At 69.6% G+C, this 18,728-nt stretch carries 17 protein-coding genes; 7 read left to right on the forward strand and 10 right to left on the reverse strand.

All coding sequences use genetic code 11. The features are described 5' to 3' along the window. Nucleotides 1-7: 7 nt before the first annotated feature. The 10 genes from PKE78_RS09635 to PKE78_RS09680 all read right to left on the reverse strand — a co-directional run bounded on the left by PKE78_RS09635 (nt 8) and on the right by PKE78_RS09680 (nt 9,591). Nucleotides 8-970: a vWA domain-containing protein gene (locus PKE78_RS09635; protein ID WP_271200657.1), complete on the reverse strand. Its 963-nt coding sequence runs from the start codon at nt 968-970 to the stop codon at nt 8-10. Further along, complete coding sequence (locus tag PKE78_RS09640; RefSeq protein WP_271200658.1) at nt 967-1,524, reverse strand: hypothetical protein; 558 nt, start codon at nt 1,522-1,524, stop codon at nt 967-969. The genes PKE78_RS09635 and PKE78_RS09640 overlap by 4 nt, the downstream gene beginning before the upstream one ends. Beyond that, entirely contained in the window at nt 1,521-2,564 is a 1,044-nt protein-coding gene (locus PKE78_RS09645; RefSeq protein ID WP_271200659.1) for a vWA domain-containing protein, read from the reverse strand. Before PKE78_RS09645 ends, PKE78_RS09640 begins: the two co-directional genes overlap by 4 nt. Next, nucleotides 2,561-3,469, reverse strand: coding sequence for a hypothetical protein (locus PKE78_RS09650; RefSeq protein ID WP_271200661.1), 909 nt, complete (start codon nt 3,467-3,469; stop codon nt 2,561-2,563). Before PKE78_RS09650 ends, PKE78_RS09645 begins: the two co-directional genes overlap by 4 nt. Beyond that, nucleotides 3,469-4,347: a DUF58 domain-containing protein gene (locus PKE78_RS09655; RefSeq protein WP_271200662.1), complete on the reverse strand. Its 879-nt coding sequence runs from the start codon at nt 4,345-4,347 to the stop codon at nt 3,469-3,471. Before PKE78_RS09655 ends, PKE78_RS09650 begins: the two co-directional genes overlap by 1 nt. Beyond that, complete coding sequence (locus PKE78_RS09660) at nt 4,344-5,408, reverse strand: AAA family ATPase (protein WP_271200663.1); 1,065 nt, start codon at nt 5,406-5,408, stop codon at nt 4,344-4,346. Before PKE78_RS09660 ends, PKE78_RS09655 begins: the two co-directional genes overlap by 4 nt. 249 nt (nt 5,409-5,657) lie before the next feature. Then, nucleotides 5,658-5,969 (reverse strand): methanol dehydrogenase, encoded by a 312-nt coding sequence (locus PKE78_RS09665; RefSeq protein WP_271200664.1) that lies wholly within the window; start codon nt 5,967-5,969, stop codon nt 5,658-5,660. A gap of 103 nt (nt 5,970-6,072) precedes the next feature. Further along, nucleotides 6,073-6,651, reverse strand: a complete 579-nt coding sequence (moxG, locus tag PKE78_RS09670) for a cytochrome c(L), periplasmic (RefSeq protein ID WP_271200665.1) — start codon at nt 6,649-6,651, stop codon at nt 6,073-6,075. Nucleotides 6,652-6,697: 46 nt separating this feature from the next. After that, nucleotides 6,698-7,540 (reverse strand): methanol oxidation system protein MoxJ, encoded by an 843-nt coding sequence (gene moxJ, locus PKE78_RS09675; protein ID WP_271200666.1) that lies wholly within the window; start codon nt 7,538-7,540, stop codon nt 6,698-6,700. Between the two features lie 158 nt (nt 7,541-7,698). Continuing rightward, entirely contained in the window at nt 7,699-9,591 is a 1,893-nt protein-coding gene (locus tag PKE78_RS09680; protein WP_428981249.1) for a methanol/ethanol family PQQ-dependent dehydrogenase, read from the reverse strand. 466 nt (nt 9,592-10,057) lie between these two features. Between PKE78_RS09680 and PKE78_RS09685 the strand changes: the two genes are divergently transcribed. The 7 genes from PKE78_RS09685 to PKE78_RS09715 all read left to right on the forward strand — a co-directional run bounded on the left by PKE78_RS09685 (nt 10,058) and on the right by PKE78_RS09715 (nt 18,714). Then, entirely contained in the window at nt 10,058-10,564 is a 507-nt protein-coding gene (locus tag PKE78_RS09685) for a hypothetical protein (protein ID WP_271200667.1), read from the forward strand. Beyond that, nucleotides 10,561-11,994, forward strand: a complete 1,434-nt coding sequence (locus PKE78_RS09690) for a histidine kinase (RefSeq protein WP_271200668.1) — start codon at nt 10,561-10,563, stop codon at nt 11,992-11,994. Before PKE78_RS09685 ends, PKE78_RS09690 begins: the two co-directional genes overlap by 4 nt. Next, nucleotides 11,991-12,632: a response regulator transcription factor gene (locus PKE78_RS09695; protein WP_271200669.1), complete on the forward strand. Its 642-nt coding sequence runs from the start codon at nt 11,991-11,993 to the stop codon at nt 12,630-12,632. The genes PKE78_RS09690 and PKE78_RS09695 overlap by 4 nt, the downstream gene beginning before the upstream one ends. Before the next feature lie 134 nt (nt 12,633-12,766). Continuing rightward, nucleotides 12,767-13,813, forward strand: a complete 1,047-nt coding sequence (locus PKE78_RS09700) for an acyltransferase family protein (protein WP_271200670.1) — start codon at nt 12,767-12,769, stop codon at nt 13,811-13,813. A 140-nt stretch (nt 13,814-13,953) separates the two neighbouring features. After that, nucleotides 13,954-14,346, forward strand: coding sequence for a c-type cytochrome (locus PKE78_RS09705; protein WP_271200671.1), 393 nt, complete (start codon nt 13,954-13,956; stop codon nt 14,344-14,346). 163 nt (nt 14,347-14,509) lie between these two features. Beyond that, entirely contained in the window at nt 14,510-17,482 is a 2,973-nt protein-coding gene (polA, locus tag PKE78_RS09710; protein ID WP_271200672.1) for a DNA polymerase I, read from the forward strand. Between the two features lie 122 nt (nt 17,483-17,604). Further along, nucleotides 17,605-18,714 (forward strand): asparaginase, encoded by a 1,110-nt coding sequence (locus PKE78_RS09715; protein ID WP_271200673.1) that lies wholly within the window; start codon nt 17,605-17,607, stop codon nt 18,712-18,714. Nucleotides 18,715-18,728: the final 14 nt, after the last annotated feature.

Below are 18,728 nucleotides of genomic sequence, written 5' to 3' on the forward strand. Positions count from 1 at the left end.
AGACTCCTCAGGCGTAGGTCTGGCGCGAACGCCGCAGCCGGGCTACGAGCGGCGCTCCGAAAAGGGCGACGAGCGCGAGAAGCGCCGCCGCGGCGGGGGCTGGGGACAGGTCGATCGCGACCGGCAGCGGCCGAGGCCGCGCGTTGGCGGCGATGGCGGCGGCGAGATCGTCCGGGGCGCCGAGCCGGGCGTAGCCGAGCCCGGTCATCTCGCCGAGCTCGCGCAGATAGGGCTCCTTGACCGAGGTCAGGTGCTCCTCGCCAGCCGGCATTTCGCCGAAGGGGGCGTTGCGGGCGTTGTAGCCCGGCAGGCTCTCGGCCGCTTCCGGCGGCGGCCCGAGGCGGGACGCCTGGGGCACGTCGTCCATGGAGAAGAACCCGACCTCGCGGCCGAAGTCGTTGTATTTCGGGATCGGCACGAGGTCGGTTCCGCCCACGCCGACGATCAGGCCGCGCACATCGCCCTTCTCGCCGTCGTAGGACTGGGTCATGTCGGTCCTGAGCGGGGGCGCCTCCTGGCCATCTGTCAGGAACATCACGTCGGCGCCCGCCGGCCGCGCCGCGTCGATGGCGCGGAACAGCCCGGCCGAGACGCGGCTGTCGCCCTCCCACGCCATGCGCCAGTCGAGCCCTGCGATTGCGCCCGAGATGGCGTTGAAGTTGCGGCAGGTCTCCATCGGCTCGAACAGCAGGAACACCCGCCGTTCGGTGAACACGCCGAGGCCGAAGCGCGAGCCGCAGGGCAGCCGGCCGACCGCCGTGGCGAGCCGGCTCTTGACCGCGTCGAGCCGGCTCTGCGGCTTGCCGTCCGCGGCGGCGTAGTCGCGCGCGTTCATGCTGCCGGTGATGTCGACGAAGGCGATCACGTCGTAGGTCGGCTGCTCCGCCTCCGCCTCCGGCTGCAGCGCCGCCGCAACGCTGAGCGCGAGCGCGGCGCCAAGCGCCAGCGTCCTCGAGTCGGGCCGCTTCACGGCAGCCCCCGCGGCAGGCCCGGCAGGTCGGTCCAGAGCTTCTTCGGCTGCGCCTTGGTCTCCTCCTCGCCGCGCTCGACCTCGGGGAAGTCGCGGACCAGACGCATGACCACGTCGAGGTTGAAGCGCGCGTCCCACAGCTCGGGATCGGCCCGCAGCGCCTCGCGATAGGATTCTTTGGCGAGACGCACCTCCGGCACCGCGACGTCGATCTTGGTGGCCTCGATCGCGGCGATCGCGCGGCGCGTGCGGGCATTGCCGACGTCGTAGTGGAACCGCGCCACGACCGCGGGCGAACCGCGCTCGGTGATCCGGCCGACCAGCCCCTGCGCCTCGTCGATGCGGTCGCGCGCCAGCAGGTAATGCGCGCGGGCGAACAGCGCCGCGGCGGTGGCGTCATCCGCCGGCTGCACGTCGCGGTTCGCGGCGAGCGCCTGGATGTAGGCCCGCTCCTGCCGCTGCTCGTAAAGCCGCCAGCCCGCGTAGCCGAGCGCGACGAGGGCCGCAAGCGCCAACGCCGGCGGCAGCAGGCTCCTGAGCGCGCCGAGCCTCATGTCGCCCTCCCCGCAGGCCGCGCGCCGTAGTTCCAGTCCGCCGCGATCGGACCGTCGTCCAGCCGGCGCTCGGCGAACTTGGCGCCGAGCAGCAGCAGCAGCGCGCCGGCGGCGAGCCAGTAGCAGAGCCAGTCGAGGTCCTGACGCGGGATCACCTCGCGGTACGTCGTCGGCCGCTGTTCGAGCTGGTCGATCTCGCGGATCGCGTCCGACACCTCCTTCGGGCCGTTGGCCTCGAACGCCCGGTACGGCAGTCCGAGGCTCTTCAGGAACAGGTTGAGATGGCGCTCGGGATAGACCTGCGGGCTGTCCGGCTCGCCCGGCGCCGGCGCGTCGTAGATGCCCTTGGCGCCCTGCGTCCGCAGGAACAGCCAGTAGAGCCGCACCGGATCGCGCGCGGCGGCGTCGCGCAGCGCGTCCTGGACGCGGCGGTCGATGACGGCGGCGCCGTCCGAGACCAGCACGATCGCGCGCGAGGTTTCGCTGGATTCGTCGTCGAACAGCGAGAAGGCCAGCGACAAGCCTCGGCCGACGTCGGTGTGCGCGAGGCCCGGCCGGTCGATCGCGGCGATCGCGGCGCGGATCGCGTCGTGCTTGTCGGTCATCGGCGTGACCAGCATCGGCGCGGTGGAGAAGGCCGCGACCGCGACCCGGTCCGCCGGCCGGCGCGCCGCGAAATCGGTGAGCAGCCGGCGGGCGGCGGCGGACTTCGACTCCTCTCCGCCGTCGGGCGCACGGTTGGCGAAGGTCGAGTCCATGCTCGACGAGCGATCGATCAGCAGCACGATGTTGGCGCCGGCGCCCCGGCGTTCGACCGTCTGGTCGCGGCGGTGCGCTCCGGACAGCCCGAACACGATCAGCGCGATCGCGAGCGCCCCGAGGCCGGCGATGGTCGCGCCGGCGATCGCCGACAGCGGATCGGGCGGCGCCACCTCGTCCGACGGCACGCTCGACAGCCTGAGCGGCGAGACGAACAACGGCAGCAGCGCGAGCGGCAGCAGCAGGAGCGCCCAGGGGTGGTCGAAGCCGATCCAGCTCACGCGGCGCGCTCCGCCGACGCCAGATCGCGCGCGAGCTTCGTCAGCGCATCCGCCGACAGGCCGCTCGCGGCCGGCGAGGCTCCCCCGAAGAAGGCCCGCCGGGAGGCGTCGAAGAACGCCCGGATCGCCGCCTCGTGGCGCTTGAACGACGGCCGCGCGCCGAGGAACGCCGCGACGTCGTCGCCGAGCAGGCGCTTGCCTGCCGACACGTCGAAGGCGCGGTGCAGAGCGAGCAGGCTGTCGCGCCAGCCGGCCTCGCCGGCGCCCGCCCGCCGCGCGACGGAGCGCGCCGCGGCTGCGAACGGCCGCGACGGGCGGCGATGGAACGGCGGCCAGGCCCGGCTCCACGCCAGCAGCGCGAGCGCCGCGAGGGTCGCGGCCCCGGCCGACGCGAAGCCGATCTCGGCCTCGCGCAGGCTCGGGACGCGCGGCGTGGCGTCCGGCCGGAGCGCGTACTGGGTCTCGCCGGAGGTGGTCGCGATCGGCCTGAGCGGCGAGGTGAGGTAGGCCCAGCCGCCGGCCTTTGCTTCCCGCCGGCCGCCCTCGCCGTCGACGAAGGCGAGGTTGAGCGGCGGCACCGTCTCCTCGCGCGTCTCGAGCGCGGAATAGAACGTCTGGTACTGCGCGGTGATGTCGTAGCGCGTGGCGCCGTTCGGGCCTGCGCTTTCGGCGACGTCGATGCGGCGGAGGTCGAGCGCGTAGGTCAGCGCCCCGGTCTTCGGCAGCGAAGCCGGGTCGAGCTTGAACGGGGCGTCGGCCGTCAGCACGGTGCGCAGGGTGAACACGTCGCCGATCAGCACGCCGAACGGCCGCGGACCGTAGGTCTCGCCGCCCCGAACCTGGGCCTGGGCCGGAAGCCCCGACGCCGCCAGCAGCAGGACGACGGCCGCGATCCGTCTCCGCATCAGACGCCCCCCGAAAGCAGGTGGTCGGCGAAGGCTTCCGGGTCGAACCGGTCCACCAGGTCGAAGGCCGGCCGGCCATGGCGGCGGAACACCGCGTCGAGCGCGGCGCGGCGGGCCTTGGCGGCCGCTATCCAGCGCTCGCGCAGGCTTTTCCGCATCACCATCAGTCGCCGGCGGCCGGTCTCGAGATCGCGCGTCTCGACGAGGCCGAAGCGCGGCAGCCGCGTCTCGACCGCGCTCGAGCGCACCACGACGGGGGCGACGTCGTGCTGCCAGAGCCGGCCCATCAGCTCCTCCAACTGGCCTTCCGGCATCAGGAAGTCGGACACGACGAACACCAGCGCGCGCCGCTGCGGCAGTTCGTCGGCGGCCTCGATCAGGCTCGCGACGCCGCGTCCGGCGCCGCGTTCGCGTTGAAGCAGGTCCCACACCTCGTCGGCGGCACCGCGCCGGCGGGTCGGCCGGATCGCGATGTCGGCGCGCGGATCGGGACCGGCCGCGATCAGCCCGAAGCGGTCCTGGCCGCGCGCGGCGGCGTAGGCGACGGCCGACACGAGCTCCGCGACCGGATCGTCGGCGCGCCCGCCCCGGCCGAACGCCATGGAGCCCGACAGATCGAGCAGCGCGAACACGTCGATGCGGGCGCGGTTCTCGAACCGGCGCACCTTGATGCCGCCGAGCGGATCGAGCAGCGAGGCCCGCATGTCGATGCGCCGCGCGTCGGGAATCTCGAGGATGGAGGCGTGCCGCAGAAACGAGCCGTTGGCGCCCACGCCGACCGCGCGGTGCGAACCCGGCGCGACGCCGCGAGCCCGGCCGAACAGGCGATACGGCAGATCCGCGCGCGGCGGGCCTTCGCGTCCGGCCGGAGCGCTCACGGCGCAGGCACCCGTTCGAACACCTGCCGGCAGAGGTCCGGCACGATGCGGTCGCGCCGCATCTCGTAGATCGGGTCGAGGAAGATGCGGTGCGCCATCACCGGCCCGAACACCGCGCGCACGTCCTCCGGCAGCACCATGTCGCGGCCTTCGAGCCAGGCGCGGACGCGCGCCGAGCGCACCAGCGCGCCGACGCCGCGCGGGCTCGCGCCGCCCTGCAGCAGGCGGTTCATGTCGACGCCCGCGATCTCGATCCCGGCAGAGACCGGCTGGCGGATCGCGTCCCACAGCCCGAGCACGTAGGTTTCGAGCGTCTGGCTGGCCTTCACCGTGTTCTGGATCGCGCGGCCGGCGTCGCCGAGACCGCGATGATCGAGCACGCCCTCCTTCAGCGAGCCGATCAGCCGGTCGACGTCGTGGAAGCGCGGGTCGAAGATCAGCTCGCGCCGCACCTTCGGATCGGTCGGCGTGTCGACCGCGATCTCCATCAGGAAGCGGTCGCGGGCGGCGGCCGGCAGTTCGAAGGTCTCCTCCTTCTCGACCCGGTTCCGGTCCGCGAAGACCTGCAGGTGCGGGAAGGACCATTCCTTTCCGAACGCGGTGACGCTGCGCTCGGCCATCAGCCGCAGCAGCAGCGAATGCACCTGCGGCCGCGCCCGGTTGATCTCGTTGAAGAAGAACACGGCGAGGTTCTCGCCGTGGTGCAGCACCGGCCCCGGCTCGACGCGCGGCTTGCCGTCGTCGTCGACGAAGGCGGTGTAAAGCATGTCGGTCGGCATGAGGTCGACCGTGCCCTCGATGCGTTCGAACGGTCCGCCGAGCGCGCGGGCCACGGCCCGCAGGATGGTGGTCTTGCCGACGCCGACGTCGCCTTCGAGCAGCACATGGCCGCGGGCGAACAGGGCGATGGCGAGCAGGCGCACCACGTGCGGCTGGCCGACCACCGCGCGCGACACCTCGGCTTCGAACGCCAGCGCCTGGTCGCGCCAGGCGTCGAGCCCCTGGCCATTGATCTCCGTCGCGCCGGCGCGGCGCTCGGAGGCGATCGTTGCAGCCGCCATGGATGAACCTCGAACTTCCGCGTCCCCGACGGACCGCCTTCCGAAAAAGGCGGTCGCCGCGACGGGCTCCGGCATGCCGACGCCGGCCGCAGCGACCGCGAGGTGCGTGTCGCCATCCCGTGGAGCGTTCGGAAGACATCCGCCCCGACGACGAGAGGGAGCGATCCGACAGCGATCGAACCGCGCGGGATTGCTGATCGGCGGACCGGGCGCGCGACGAAGGCCGCGACGCCCGGCCGCCGTCGAAGATTACTTGGCGCCGATCTTCGACACGTCGTATTCGAACTTGCCGGTCTTGGCGAAGTTGTCGGCGCGCTTCTTGTTGCGCTCCTCCATCGCCTGGATCGAGGCCGACTGCTTGTTGATTTCCTTCGGGTCGTGCTTCGGGTCGTACTTCGAACCCTTGATCTCGTTCTTCGCGGGGTAGTTCGGCTTCGGCTCCCAGCACACGCCGGGCTCCTTGCAGTTGGTGCCGTCATAGGCGAGCGCCGGAGCGGCGAGCGCGACCACGGCGAAACCGGCGGCGGCGAAGAGGCGACCGTAAGCGGCGATCTTGGACATGGGCATTCCTCCTTGAGGCGTTGTCATTCGGGCTTTCCAACCGCGGACCGCGCGTCTTGGGCGCGCGCGTCCGTCCCGCGCCGGTGGTCGGCGGAGATTCGCGTCATTCCGAAACCTTGCAGGCCTCGGGGGTCTTGGCCGGGTCGGGCTTCGGGGCGTGGCTGTGGCCGTCGTAGGGCTTGAAGCTCGCCTTCTGGGCGTCGTCGAGCCACTTCGCGTCGTCCACGCCGTCCTTGTAGAGGTGCCGGACCCACGCCATGATCTGGAGCATCTGGTCGGGGTTCACGGCGCCGTACATCGGACCCATCTGGCCGCTTGCGCCGCCGAAGATGGTTTCGAACAGGCCCTTGTCCGTGTTGTTGTCCGGATAGGTCCAGTAATTGTCGTTGAGGCCGGGCCCGATCTTGCCCTCGGCGACGTGCCCATGGCAGCCCGAGCACATGCCGAGATAGAGCTGCTCGCCGTTGGCCAGGCAGTTCGGCTCGTTGTTGTAGGGGTTCTTGCCCGTCTCGATGAAGGTCTTGAACGCCTCGGTGTCGCGGCCTTCCGGGCCGGCGTCGTCGAGGTTGAGCGGCTCGCCGGTCACGGTGTTGTGCAGCTCGATGGCGGCCTGGGTGGTCGCCGGGCCGCCGAGAAGGGCGAACGCGGCGACGCCGGCGGCCAGAACGATGCGATTGATCATCAAGAAACTCGCTTGAACGGTTGAGGACGGACCCCGATCGCCACGCTCAGCCGTTGGGCTCGAGCGTCGGGATGCCTTCCGCGGAAAGCGTCTCGTCGATCTGGGGCTTCGCCTTGTCGATCGCGGCGTTCAGCTCGTCGCGGAGCTTCGCATCGTCCTTGCGGACGCCGATCGCCTGGTCGAAGTGGAGGGGAATCTTCATGCCGTCGGACCGTTCGAAGTCGTCGCGGATCATGGTCATCCGCAGCGGCTTCGACGCCGACTTCACGTAGCGCGCGACGTCGGAGGCGAAGGCGATCGCCATGTCCGCCTCGCCGTTGACGACCGCGTTGATGAGCTTGTCGGCCGGAACCTGCGTGTACTTGTTCCGCTTGTCCTCGAAGTTCACCATCGAGAGGTTGTAGGAGAGGTTCTCCTCGTACTTGCCGGCGTACTTCAGGATTTGCTCGGCCGGAGTGCTGAACCTCACCGCAAACCGGTTGTAGTCGGGCTTGCCGGCGTCCTCCCAGCTCGACCCGATCTCGGGGCCGTCAGCGGGGGTGACGAACACGTAGCCGGTGCGGAAATAGGGCTTGGTCGCGAGCACCCGCTCATCGTCAGAATCGACGCCGAAGACGACGTCGCAGGCGTTCTTGTCGAGATAGTCGCGGACGAGATAGATAGCCGGCTTGTCGCTCCAGACGAATTCGGCCTCACGTCCCATCGTCTTGGCGACGGCGATCGCGATTTGGTTCTCGAAACCCTGGGCCTTGGCCTGGGAATAGGGCGCTTCGACGCTCGAGGCGCAGACGCGGAGGGGTTCGGCGGCCTCGGCCGCGGCGTAAGGAGCGAGCGAAAAGGCGGCGGCTCCAAGCAGCGCGGCGCGCGCGCGCGTCGTAAACTCAGTCATCAACGTCGTCTCCCTGCGGCCCGGGTCGCTTCTCCACCGCCGGGGGCGTGCGGGGGACGATCCCTTGGGACCTACGTCGTCATCGTCCGGGAAGAGACCCCGCCGACGGCGTCGCCGCCGGCGGGATCGTCATCGTCTCGGGATCGGGGATCCGGCGATCAGTTCGCCTTGCCGACCCACTCGCCGACGTTCGGATCGTCGTAGGGGTTCTTGCCGTTGAGCGAGAACACCTGAACGCCGCCGCCCATCTGGGTGTAGTGCTGCAGGTTCTTGAACGCGCCCACCGCGCCGAGACCGGCCGTCGGATCGGTCAGGTCGAAGACGAGGCCGACGCCCGCCCAGCCGCCGACGCCGTAGTAGATGGCGACGTACTGGGTGCCGTCATGCGTGTAGGTCATCGGGTGACCGATCACGCCCGAAGGCAGGCGGTACTTCCAGAGCAGGTCGCCGGTCTTCGAGTTGCGGGCCTTCAGGAAGCCGTCCAGCGTTCCGTAGAACACCAGGTCGCCGGCGGTCGCGAGCGTGCCGCCCCAAACCGCGAAGCGCTCCATCTTCTCCCAGGCGTACTTGCCGGAGATCGCGTTGTAAGCCTTGATCTGGCCAAGGCCCTCGTAGTTCTGGCGATCGCCCTTCGGGCCGGGGTACATCCACAGGGTCGCGCCGACGAAGAACTGACCGGCGCGGTACGGGAGCATGAAGGGCTCCCAGTCCATGCAGATGTGGTTGATGCCCATGTAGAACAGCTGCTTCTCGGGGTCGTAGCTGTCGTGGCCCTGGTTGTGGTAGCCCATGGCCGACGGGCAGATCTCGGTCGCCTTGTGATCCATGCGGGTGGCGAACTCGGGATCGCGGACCGGGATGCCGGTCTTCAGATCCACCTGCTTCACCCAGTTGACCGTGTCGTCGAGCTTGTCGGCCGAGATGAGCGTGCCGTCTTCGCGGTCGAGCGTGTAGACGATGCCGTTGCGGTCCGGGTGGGTCAGCAGCTTGCGCAGCTTGCCTTCCTTGTCCTTCTGCTCCGAGAGCATCATCACGTTGACGCCGGCGTAGTCCCACTCGTCGTGCGGGGTCTTCTGGTAGCCGAACTTGGCCTCGCCGGTGTCGATGTCACGACCCCAGATGGTCATCGTCCACTTGTTGTCGCCCGGACGCATGGTCTCGTTCCACGGCGCCGGATTGCCCGAGCCGTAGTAGAACAGGTTGGTGTCCGGATCGTAGGCGTACCAGCCCCAGTTGGTGCCGCCGCCGATCTTCCAGGCGTCGCCTTCCCAGGTCTTGTTCGTGCCGAGGTTGAACTGACCGTAGTGCTTGTTCGCCGAATTGAAGTCCTTCGCGAGCAGCAGCTCCTCGTCCGGGCCGGTGGCGTAGGCGCGCCACTTCTGGGCGCCGGTCTTGACGTCATAGGCGGTCACGTAGCCGCGCACGCCGAGCTCCGCGCCGGACGAGCCGACCAGCACCGAGTCCTTGATCACGTAGGGAGCGATCGTCAGGGTGGAGCCGACCTTGATGTCGGAGTTCTCCATCTTCCAGGCGAGCTCGCCCGTCTCAGCGTTCAGCGCCACGATGTGGCCGTCGAGCTGGGTCTTCAGGATGAGCGCCGGGGTCTTGCCGTCGCCCGGCCAGTAGGCCAGACCGCGGTTCACCACGTCGCAGCACGCCACCGCGCGGGCGGTCGGAGCCTGCTTCGGCTTGTCCATCCACTCGATCTTGCCCGGCTCCTTGAGGTCGAGCGCGAACGTGATGTTCGGGAACGGGGTGTGGACATACATGCGGTCGCCGATCACGAGCGGGGTGCCCTCGTGGCCATGCAGCACGCCGGTCGAGAACGCCCAGGCCGGCTTCAGATCCTTGACGTTGTCGACGTTGATCTGCTTCGACGTCGAATAGTTCTGCGCGCTGTAGTTCTTGCCCGTCATCGGCCAGTTGGCTTCGCTCTTCGACAGCTCGACGAGCTTGTCGTTCGCGAATGCCGGGAGGCCCGTCGCGGCCACGCCCATCGCCGCGGTGGCGGCAAGCGTGAACGCCGAAACGGACGTTCGAAGGTTGATCATCTGGAACCCCTTGCGTTTCCCGTTCTTGTGGTGCGGCGCCGACCTCTTTGAGGGCCGGCGCCCGCGGCGCGCTGCGACGCTGGACGGAATGACCGTGGCGAATGATCCGTCATTTTTAGTTGGCGCCTGACGCGCTTCTTGCGTTCTGCAGCGGCGCAACTCTTTCCGAAGACGTGACGACTGTCTCGGGCCAAAATAGAAAAATGGACCGGGAAGATTTTCCAGGCCGTCTTCCGCGTCGTGGCGCCGCGGCGCACAAGCTGAAAAACCCCAGAAAATTCAATTTGCTCAGTTCTCTAAGGGAACCGAGCTGAAGCGGCGCCGCGACGGCGGCGCCGGCTTTCGTCGGGGATGCGCGCCCTCTCGCTATCCATTAGACCAACGTTTATGAGTGTTTTCGGACCCTTCTCGACAGTCAAAAATCCCAATGTCTCAATATTCGCTTATTAAGAGAATTGCTTCGGCGATGATATCTTCGGCGCTCTTCTGTCTCGCGGCTTGCGACGATCCTGCGCCGCCGGAGCCGCCGCACGACGTCGTCGCGACGCTCACCAAAGAGACGCCGCTGACGGAGCGGCGCTGGCTCGAGCTCAAGGACAAGGTCTCGCCCGCGCTCTGGCTCGCGAGCCGCGAGGCCGGCCGCGACCTGGACGAGCGCGCGCCGGAGGTCGCGCGCATCCGCGCCTCGATCGCGACGGCGGACGCGCGCTTCACCGAAGGCCCGCGCATGATCGCGAACCGCGCCGTGCAGGTGCAGGAGATGCTGGCCGAGAACGGCGTTAGGGAAGCGCCGAGCGTGGTGATCGAGTCGCTCGCCTCGCTCGCGACCGAGGCGGATGGCGAGCGCGCCGGCTTCGGCGAGACCTGCCAGCACTACGTCACCTCGCGCATCTCCGGATTGTCGCGCGAGGACACCCTCGCCGCGCTCCGCCGCACGCCGCTTCCCGCCGCCAAGCCCGGCGGCGAGCGGTGACCGACCTCACCTTGGCCGCGGCGTCGACGCCCGCCGAGGACGCGCCGGCGGCTCCTCCCCGGCCGGCCCGGTCGCTGCGGCTGCGGATTCTCGCCGTCGTCGCGGCGATCGACGTCGCCTGCTGCCTCGCCGCGGTCGCGGTGACGGTGTTCAACGCGCGCGAGGCGACGCGCGTCGAGATCGCCGCCTCGCTGGAGCTCGCCGAGCCGTTCGTGCGCGAGACGCTGCTGCGGCTGCAGCGCGACGTCGGGCGGGTCCGCTCGATCGAGGACGTGCAGCTCAGCCTGCCCGGCATGCGCCATGTCCGGATCTCCGTGCTCGACGCTTCCGGCGCCGTCGTCGCCGCGCCCGAGCCAGAGCCGGGCCGCACGCCGGGCGAGAACGCGGCGCCCGAATGGTTCGCGGGGCTGATCGCCTCCGCGCCGGAACGCCGCGAGATCCCGGTGGTCATCAACGGGCAGGCCGCGGGCCGCGTCGTGATCCATGGCGAGGCGTCGGACGAGGTCGCCGAGGTCTGGGAGGACCTCGTTTCGCTCGCGGTCCTGTTCGCAATCCTCAACGCGCTCGCGCTCGTGATCTTCGCGGCCGCGCTCGGCCGCGTGCTCGCGCCGCTGGGCGCGCTGGCGGAAGGACTGTCCGAGCTGGAGCGCCGCAAGCTCGACCGCCGCCTGCCCGCACCGCCGAGCCTCGAACTCGCGGCGCTGGCGGAGCGCTTCAACGCGCTCGCCGACGCCCTCGCCTCCGAGCGGGCCACCAACGCCCGGCTCTCACGCCGGATGGTTACGCTGCAGGACGACGAGCGCCGCCAGATCGCCAACGAGCTTCACGACGAACTCGGCCCCTGCCTGTTCGGCCTGCGCGCGAACCTCGCCTCGCTCGAACGCGACGTCACGGCGCCGGCGGCGCGCGACCGGGTGCGCTCCATGATCGAAATCTCCGAACGGCTGTCCGACGCCAACCGCCGCCTGCTGCGCCGGCTGCGCCCGATGGCGCTCGGCGAGGCGCCGCTGGCCGACGTTCTCGCCGGGCTCATCGCCGACTTCGAGCGGCATCACCCCGAGCGGACGTTCACTCTCACGGCGGACGGCCTCGCCGACGGCTATGGCGAGGCGATCGACCTGACCGTGTACCGCTGCGTGCAGGAGGGCGTCACCAACGCGCTCCGGCACGGAGACGGATCCCTCATCGACGTCAGCGTCGCGATCGGCGACGACGACCAAGGAGACCCTGCGATCGTGCTGCGCGTGAAGGACGACGGCGACGGCGTGCCGGAGAAGACCCCGCCGGGATTTGGGCTCATGGGACTCGGCGAGCGGCTGCAGGCCCTCGGCGGGAGCTTCCGCCTCGAAGGCGCGCCCGGCGGCGGCGCGACCCTCGCCGTCAGGGCGCCGCTCGACGGCGCGACGCCGCGCGGAGGACGCAGGCCATGAGCTCGGCGCTGATCATCGACGACCATCCGATCGTGCTCGAGGGCTGTCGCCGCGTTCTGTTCGACGCCGGCTTCGACAACGTGCTGGAGGCGGGCACGGTGCTCGCGGGCTTCCAGCTCTACCGCCGCGCCAAGCCCGACCTCATCATCGTCGACCTCGCCATCCGCGGCTCCGGGCTCGCGGGGCTTTCGCTGATCAAGCGGCTCCGGGTGCGCGACGACCAGACGCCGATCCTCGTGTTCTCGATGCACGGCGACCCGGTGATCGCGAGCCGCGCGCTCAAGGCGGGCGCGACCGGCTTCCTCGCCAAGGACACCGGACCGAAGACCTTCCTGGAGGCGATCGAGAAGGTGCGGCGAAGCCAGCCCTACATCGCCCACGACATGGCGGTTCAGGTCGCCCTGCTCGGCTCGCGCGCGAACCGTGACCGGAGCGACCTCACCGCCCGGGAATTGCAGACGCTGGCGCTGCTCGGCGAGGGCAAGTCCTACGCGCAGATCGCCGACGGTCTCGGCGTCAGCTACAAGACGGTCGCCAACACCTGCTCCAGCCTCAAGGAGAAACTGCGCGTCACCACGCTGCAGGATTTGGTGCGCAAGGCGGTGCTGAGCGGCGCGGGGCTGACCGACAGCGCCTGACCGCGCGGGTCATGGTGAACGAATCCTGACTGCGGCGTGTCGGATTCGATCCGTCGCCGTTCACGGTTCCTCACGGCTTTTGCGGCATAGTGGCCCGATCAATCAACGATCGGGCCGATCGCCGGGAGAGCCCCATGCCCGCAGCCGCAGCATCCGCGAAGCCCCGCCTCGACTGGGTCGACGTCGCCAAGGGCATCTGCATCGTCATGGTGGTGATGATGCACTCGACGCTCGGCGTCGAGAAGGCCGTCGGCGAGACCGGCTGGATGCACCACGCCGTCGCCTTCGCAAAGCCGTTCCGCATGCCGGACTTCTTCCTGATCTCCGGCCTGTTCCTCGCGCTGGTGATCGACCGCGACTGGCGCACCTATCTCGACCGCAAGGTCGTGCACTTCGCCTATTTCTACGTGCTGTGGCTGCTGATCCAGGGCGCGTTCAAATGGCCCGGCCTCGCGCTCGAGGAAGGGTTCGGCGCGGTCGTCCACGCCTTCCTCATCGCGCTGATCGACCCGTTCGGCACGCTCTGGTTCATCTACCTGCTGCCGATCTTCTTCGTGTTCGCAAAACTGGTGCGGAAGCTGCCGCCGGCCGCCGTGCTGGGCTTCGCCGCCGTTTTGGAGATCGCGCCGGTCCAGACCGGCTGGATGGTGCCGGACGAGTTCTGCGCGCGGCTGTTCTATGTGATGCTCGGCTGGTACGGCGCGCCCTACATCTTCGCGCTGGCGGAAAAGGCGCGCTCGCGCCGCGGTCTCGCCGTGGCCGGCCTTGTCCTCTGGGCGCTCATGAACGGCGCGGCGGTCTATGGCGGCGTGTCGGAGCTGCCCGGCGTCGGCCTGCTTCTGGGCGTGGCGGGCGCCGTCGCGGTGGTCGCTGTCGCGGCGCTGATCGCGGGAACGACCGTCGCGGAGCCGCTGCGCTACGCCGGCGAACGCTCGATCGTCGTCTATCTCGCCTTCTTCCTGCCGATGGCGGTCACCCGCACGGTGCTGCTGAAGCTCGGGATCATTCCGGACGTCGGCACGGTCTCGCTGCTCGTGACCCTCGCAGGCATCGTGGCCCCCCTTATCCTCGAATGGCTTGTGATGCGCACGGGCTGGGGGGTGTTCCTGTTCCGGCGACCACGCGCATTCCGCATCGACCGGCCGAACAGGAACCAAGGCCGACTCGCGCCAGCGGAGTAGGTTTTCAAACCTCATCCGTCCGCGGCGAGAGGACGCACCGCTCCTTTTTAACTAGAAAAAGTTCACCGCCGGACGGCTTCCGATTGGTAATAACGCCCTACCGTAAGGGTGAACTGCGTATCTAAGAAAAGGAGATACCCATGAGGGCTTTCGGACTTCTCGCAGGCCTGATTGTCGGCGCCGCGGGCTTCGCCACTTCGGCTTCGGCCGCCGAGCCGGCGTTCACCCAGGCGCAGCTCGACAAGGGCACGTCCGAGTACAACACCCACTGCCGCACCTGCCATGCGGCTAAGGGCAAGGGCGCGCTCGGTCCGGCGCTGTTCGGCGATGTCTGGAAGGCCCGTTTCGGCGGCGGCTCCGCGACCGACGCCCGCACCTGGATCTACGAGAACATGCCGCAGACCGCGCCGAAGTCGCTCAAGGACGAGCAGCTCGACCCGATCATGGCCTACATCCTGTCGCTGAACGGCTACACGGCCGGCGACAAGGAGTTCACCGCCGAGAGCGGCAAGGCGATCACCCTCGCGAAGTGACGGTTCCGCGCCTCGCGCGGACCGTCGGAAACAGGCCGGACCGCCCCCGTGGTCCGGCCTGTTTCGTATTGGGCCGACCTTCGGGGAACGTCCGTCGGGTTCCCTTCGGGCCGGCGGCGCTTATAGTCCCGGCCGCACCCTCCTCCGGGATCAGGCCGAACGCATGCCAAGCCGCCCCGTCGCCAAAGGCGACCATGTCGTCCTCGTGGACGGCTCGTCTTACATCTTCCGGGCGTTCCACGCGCTGCCGCCGCTGACCCGTCCGTCCGACGGCCTGCCGGTCGGCGCGGTCTCCGGCTTCTGCAACATGCTGTGGAAGCTGCTGCGCGACGCCGGCTGGGTCGACCCCACCCACCTCGCGGTGATCTTCGACAAGTCGGAGGCGACGTTCCGTAAGGATGTCTACGCCGACTACAAGGCGAACCGCTCCGAGCCGCCTGAGGATCTGATCCCGCAGTTTCCGCTGATCCGGAACGCCACGCGCGCCTTCTCCATTCCCGCGCTGGAGCAGGCCGGCTACGAGGCGGACGATCTGATCGCGACCTATGCGCGGCTCGCCTCTGAGGCCGGCGCGGAGACCACGATCGTCGGTTCGGACAAGGACCTGTTCCAGCTCGTCGGCGGCGGCGTGACCATGCTCGATCCGGTCAAGGACAAGCGCATCGGGCCGGACGAGGTGTTCGAGAAATTCGGCGTCGGCCCGGAGAAGATGATCGACCTGCAGGCGCTCGCCGGCGACTCGGTCGACAACGTGCCCGGCGTGCCGGGCATCGGCGCGAAGACCGCCGCGCAGCTGCTCGAGGAGTACGGCGATCTCGAGACGCTGCTGGAGCGGGCGCATGAGATCAAGCAACCCAAGCGCCGCGAGAACCTGATCGCGAACGCCGAGCTCGCGCGCATTTCGAAGCGCCTCGTGACGCTCGACCGGCACATGACGCTCGACGTGCCGCTGGAGGCGCTCGGCGTCGACGAGCCCAATCCGACCCGGCTGGTCGCCTTCCTGAAGGCGATGGAGTTCAACACGCTGACCCGCCGCGTGGCGGAGGCGACCGGCGTCGACATCGCGGCCGTCACGCCGGACGCGGAGATGATGTCGACCCGGCGGCCGGCGCCCTCCCCCTCCGCGGAGGCCGACGGGGCGGCGCTCGACGCCGAACCGGATTCGCCCGCAAGCCGGGCCGGCGAGATCGACCGTATCGAGCGGGCCGCCGCGACGGCCGACGGCGCGACGCCGCAGGCGCTCGCCGAGAGGCTTCGGGCGGAGGCGGCGGCCATAGCCGTCGACCGCGGCGGCTACGACGTGGTGCGCGACGCGGAGCGTCTCGCCGAATGGATCGCGGCCATCCGCGAGCAGGGGCATGTCGCAATCGGCCTCGAAGCCTCGTCGATCGACCCGATGCGCGCGGAGCTCGTCGGCGTGTCGCTCGCGGTCGCGCCGGGGCTCGCGGCCTATGTTCCGCTCGGCCATGTCGCGGCCGGAGGCGACCTGCTGAGCGAGGGCGGAGCCGGGCCGGTTGAGGGCCAGATCCCGGAGGCGGACGCCCTGACGCTGCTGAGCGACGTGCTCGAGGACGATTCGATCCTCAAGATCGGCCACGGCGTGAAGTTCGGCCTGACGCTGCTTGCGGAACGCGGCCGGGGCGTCGCTCCTTACGACGACGTGCTGCTGATGTCGTATGTTCTGGACAGCGGCCTCGGCGGCCAGGGCCTGGACGAACTCGCCCGCCGCCATCTCGGCCACGCGATGATCACGCCCGACGAGGTGACGGGAACCGGCCGCGCCCGGCTGCCGCTGGAGCAGGCGCCGGTCGACAGGGTCGCGCCTTTCGCCGCCGAGCGCGCGGACGTGGCGCTGCGGCTGTGGCGGCTGTTCAAGCAGCGGCTGATCGCCGAGCGCATGACGACCGTCTACGAGACGCTGGAGCGGCCGATGCCGGCCACGCTCTCGGTGATGGAGCGGCGGGGGATCGCAATCGACCGGGCGATGCTGTCGCGGCTGTCGGGCGAGCTCGCACAGCGCATGGGCGCGCTCGAGGCGGAGATTCACGCCCGCGCCGGCGAGCCGTTCAACCTTGGGAGCCCGAAGCAGCTCGGCGACATTCTGTTCGGCAAGATGGGCCTGCCCGGCGCGAAGAAGACCAAGACCGGCGCCTGGGGCACGGCGGCCAACGTGCTGGAGGAGCTCGCGGCCGCCGGCCACGACCTGCCGCGGCTGATCCTCGACTGGCGCCAGCTCTCGAAGCTGAAGTCCACCTACGCCGACGCGCTGCCGACCTACCTGCACCCGGACACTCGGCGGGTGCACACCAACTTCCAGCTCGCCGCGACCACGACCGGCCGGCTGTCCTCGACCGAGCCCAACATCCAGAACATCCCGATCCGAACCGAAGAGGGGCGCAAGATCCGCCGCGCCTTCGTGGCGGAGGAGGGGCGGAAGCTGATCTCCGCCGACTACAGCCAGATCGAGCTGCGCGTGCTGGCCCACATGGCCGACATCCCGCAGCTGCGGCAGGCCTTCGCCGACGGGCTCGACATCCACGCGATGACGGCCTCCGAGATGTTCGGCGTGCCGGTCGAGGGCATGCCCTCGGACGTGCGGCGGCGGGCGAAGGCGATCAACTTCGGCATCATCTACGGCATCTCCGCCTTCGGTCTCGCCAACCAGCTTTCGATCGGCCGCGAGGAGGCCGGCCTCTACATCAAGACCTATTTCGAGCGCTTCCCCGGCATCCGCGACTATATGGAAGCGACCAAGGCGGCGGCGCGCGAGGACGGCTACGTCACCACCATTTTCGGCCGGAAGTGCCATTACCCCCTGATCAACGCCAAGAACCCGGCCGAGCGCGCGAACTACGAGCGCGCGGCGATCAACGCGCCGATCCAGGGCTCGGCCGCCGACATCATCCGCCGCGCCATGGCGCGCATGGAGGCCGCGCTGTCGGACGCCGGCCTGAGCGCCAAGATGCTGCTGCAGGTGCATGACGAACTGGTGTTCGAGGCCCCGGACGAGGAGATCGAGGCGACGCTGCCGGTGGTCGCCCGCGTGATGGAGCAGGCGCCGCTGCCGGCGCTCCAACTCAGCGTGCCGCTCAAGGTCGACGCCCGCGCCGCGACGAACTGGGACGAGGCGCATTGACGCTTCGCCCGTTTCGCAGCCATGGCGCGGGATCGGGCGCCGCGCCTCTCGCCTTGAGCCGCTCGCGGCCTAAACCCAAGGACTGAAGGCCGCGCCGCGGCCGCAGCAGGGGGCCGAGGTTCATGTCCGCGACAATCGTCCGTTTCGCCGCCCCGCGGCTCGCCGCCGCGCTTCTGGGCGTCGCCCTCGCCGCTCCCGCCGTCGCGCAGGACGCCGGCGCGCCGGCTCCGCAGGCGCAGGCGGCGGCGAAGCCGCGCATCGTGGTGATCGGCACCGGTGGCACGATCGCCGGCGCGGGCGCGTCGAGCGTCAACACCGGCGACTACGACAGCGCCAAGGTCGCGGTCGACAAGATCATCGCCGCCGTGCCGGAAATGAGCCAGGTCGCGGACGTCCGCGGCGAGCAGATTTTCCAGATCGGCTCCGAAAGCTTCAACGACGAACGGCTGCTGAAGCTCGCCAAGCGGGTCTCGGAGCTCGTCAAGCAGCCGGACGTGGACGCCGTGATGATCACGCACGGCACCGACACGATCGAGGAGACGTCCTACTTCCTCAATCTGACGCTGAAGACCGAAAAGCCCGTGGTGATCGTCGGCGCGATGCGGCCGGGAACCGCGCTGTCGGCCGACGGTCCGCTCAACCTCTACAACGCGACCGTGGTGGCCGCGAGCCCCGAGGCGAAGGGCAAGGGCGTGCTGGTGGCGCTGAACGACGAAATCCACTCCGCGCGCGACGTCACCAAGGGCCATGCGCTCAAGGTGGAGGCGTTCCGCTCGCTCTACGGCCCGCTTGGCGTGGTGGTGGAGAGCAAGCCGTACTTCTATCGCCTGCCGGCCCGCCCGCACACCACGGCGACCGAGTTCGACATCGACCGGATCGACAGCCTGCCGAAGGTCGACGTGTTCTACGCCCACGTGACCATGGACCCGAAGGCCCTGACGGCGATCGCCGATCTCGGCGGCAAGGCGCTGATCTACGCCGGCACCGGCAACGGCAGCGTGGCGGATTACATGGAGGCCCCGCTCGCCGAGGTCCGCAAGAAGGCGCTTGTGGTCCGCGCCACCCGCACCGGCGGCGGCATGGTGATCCGCAACGGCGAGGAGAAGGACGACGAGCAGGACTGGGTCGCCGCTGGCGACCAGAGCCCGCAGAAGGCGCGGATCCTGACGGCGCTCGCGCTCACCACGACGGATGACCCGAAGGCCCTGCAGGAGATTTTCTGGAAGTACTGAGGCGCTGGGAGCGC

The sequence above is a fragment of the Methylopila turkensis genome (genome assembly GCF_027922325.1).
In the GTDB taxonomy this organism is placed as follows: Bacteria; Pseudomonadota; Alphaproteobacteria; order Rhizobiales; family Methylopilaceae; genus Methylopila; species Methylopila turkensis.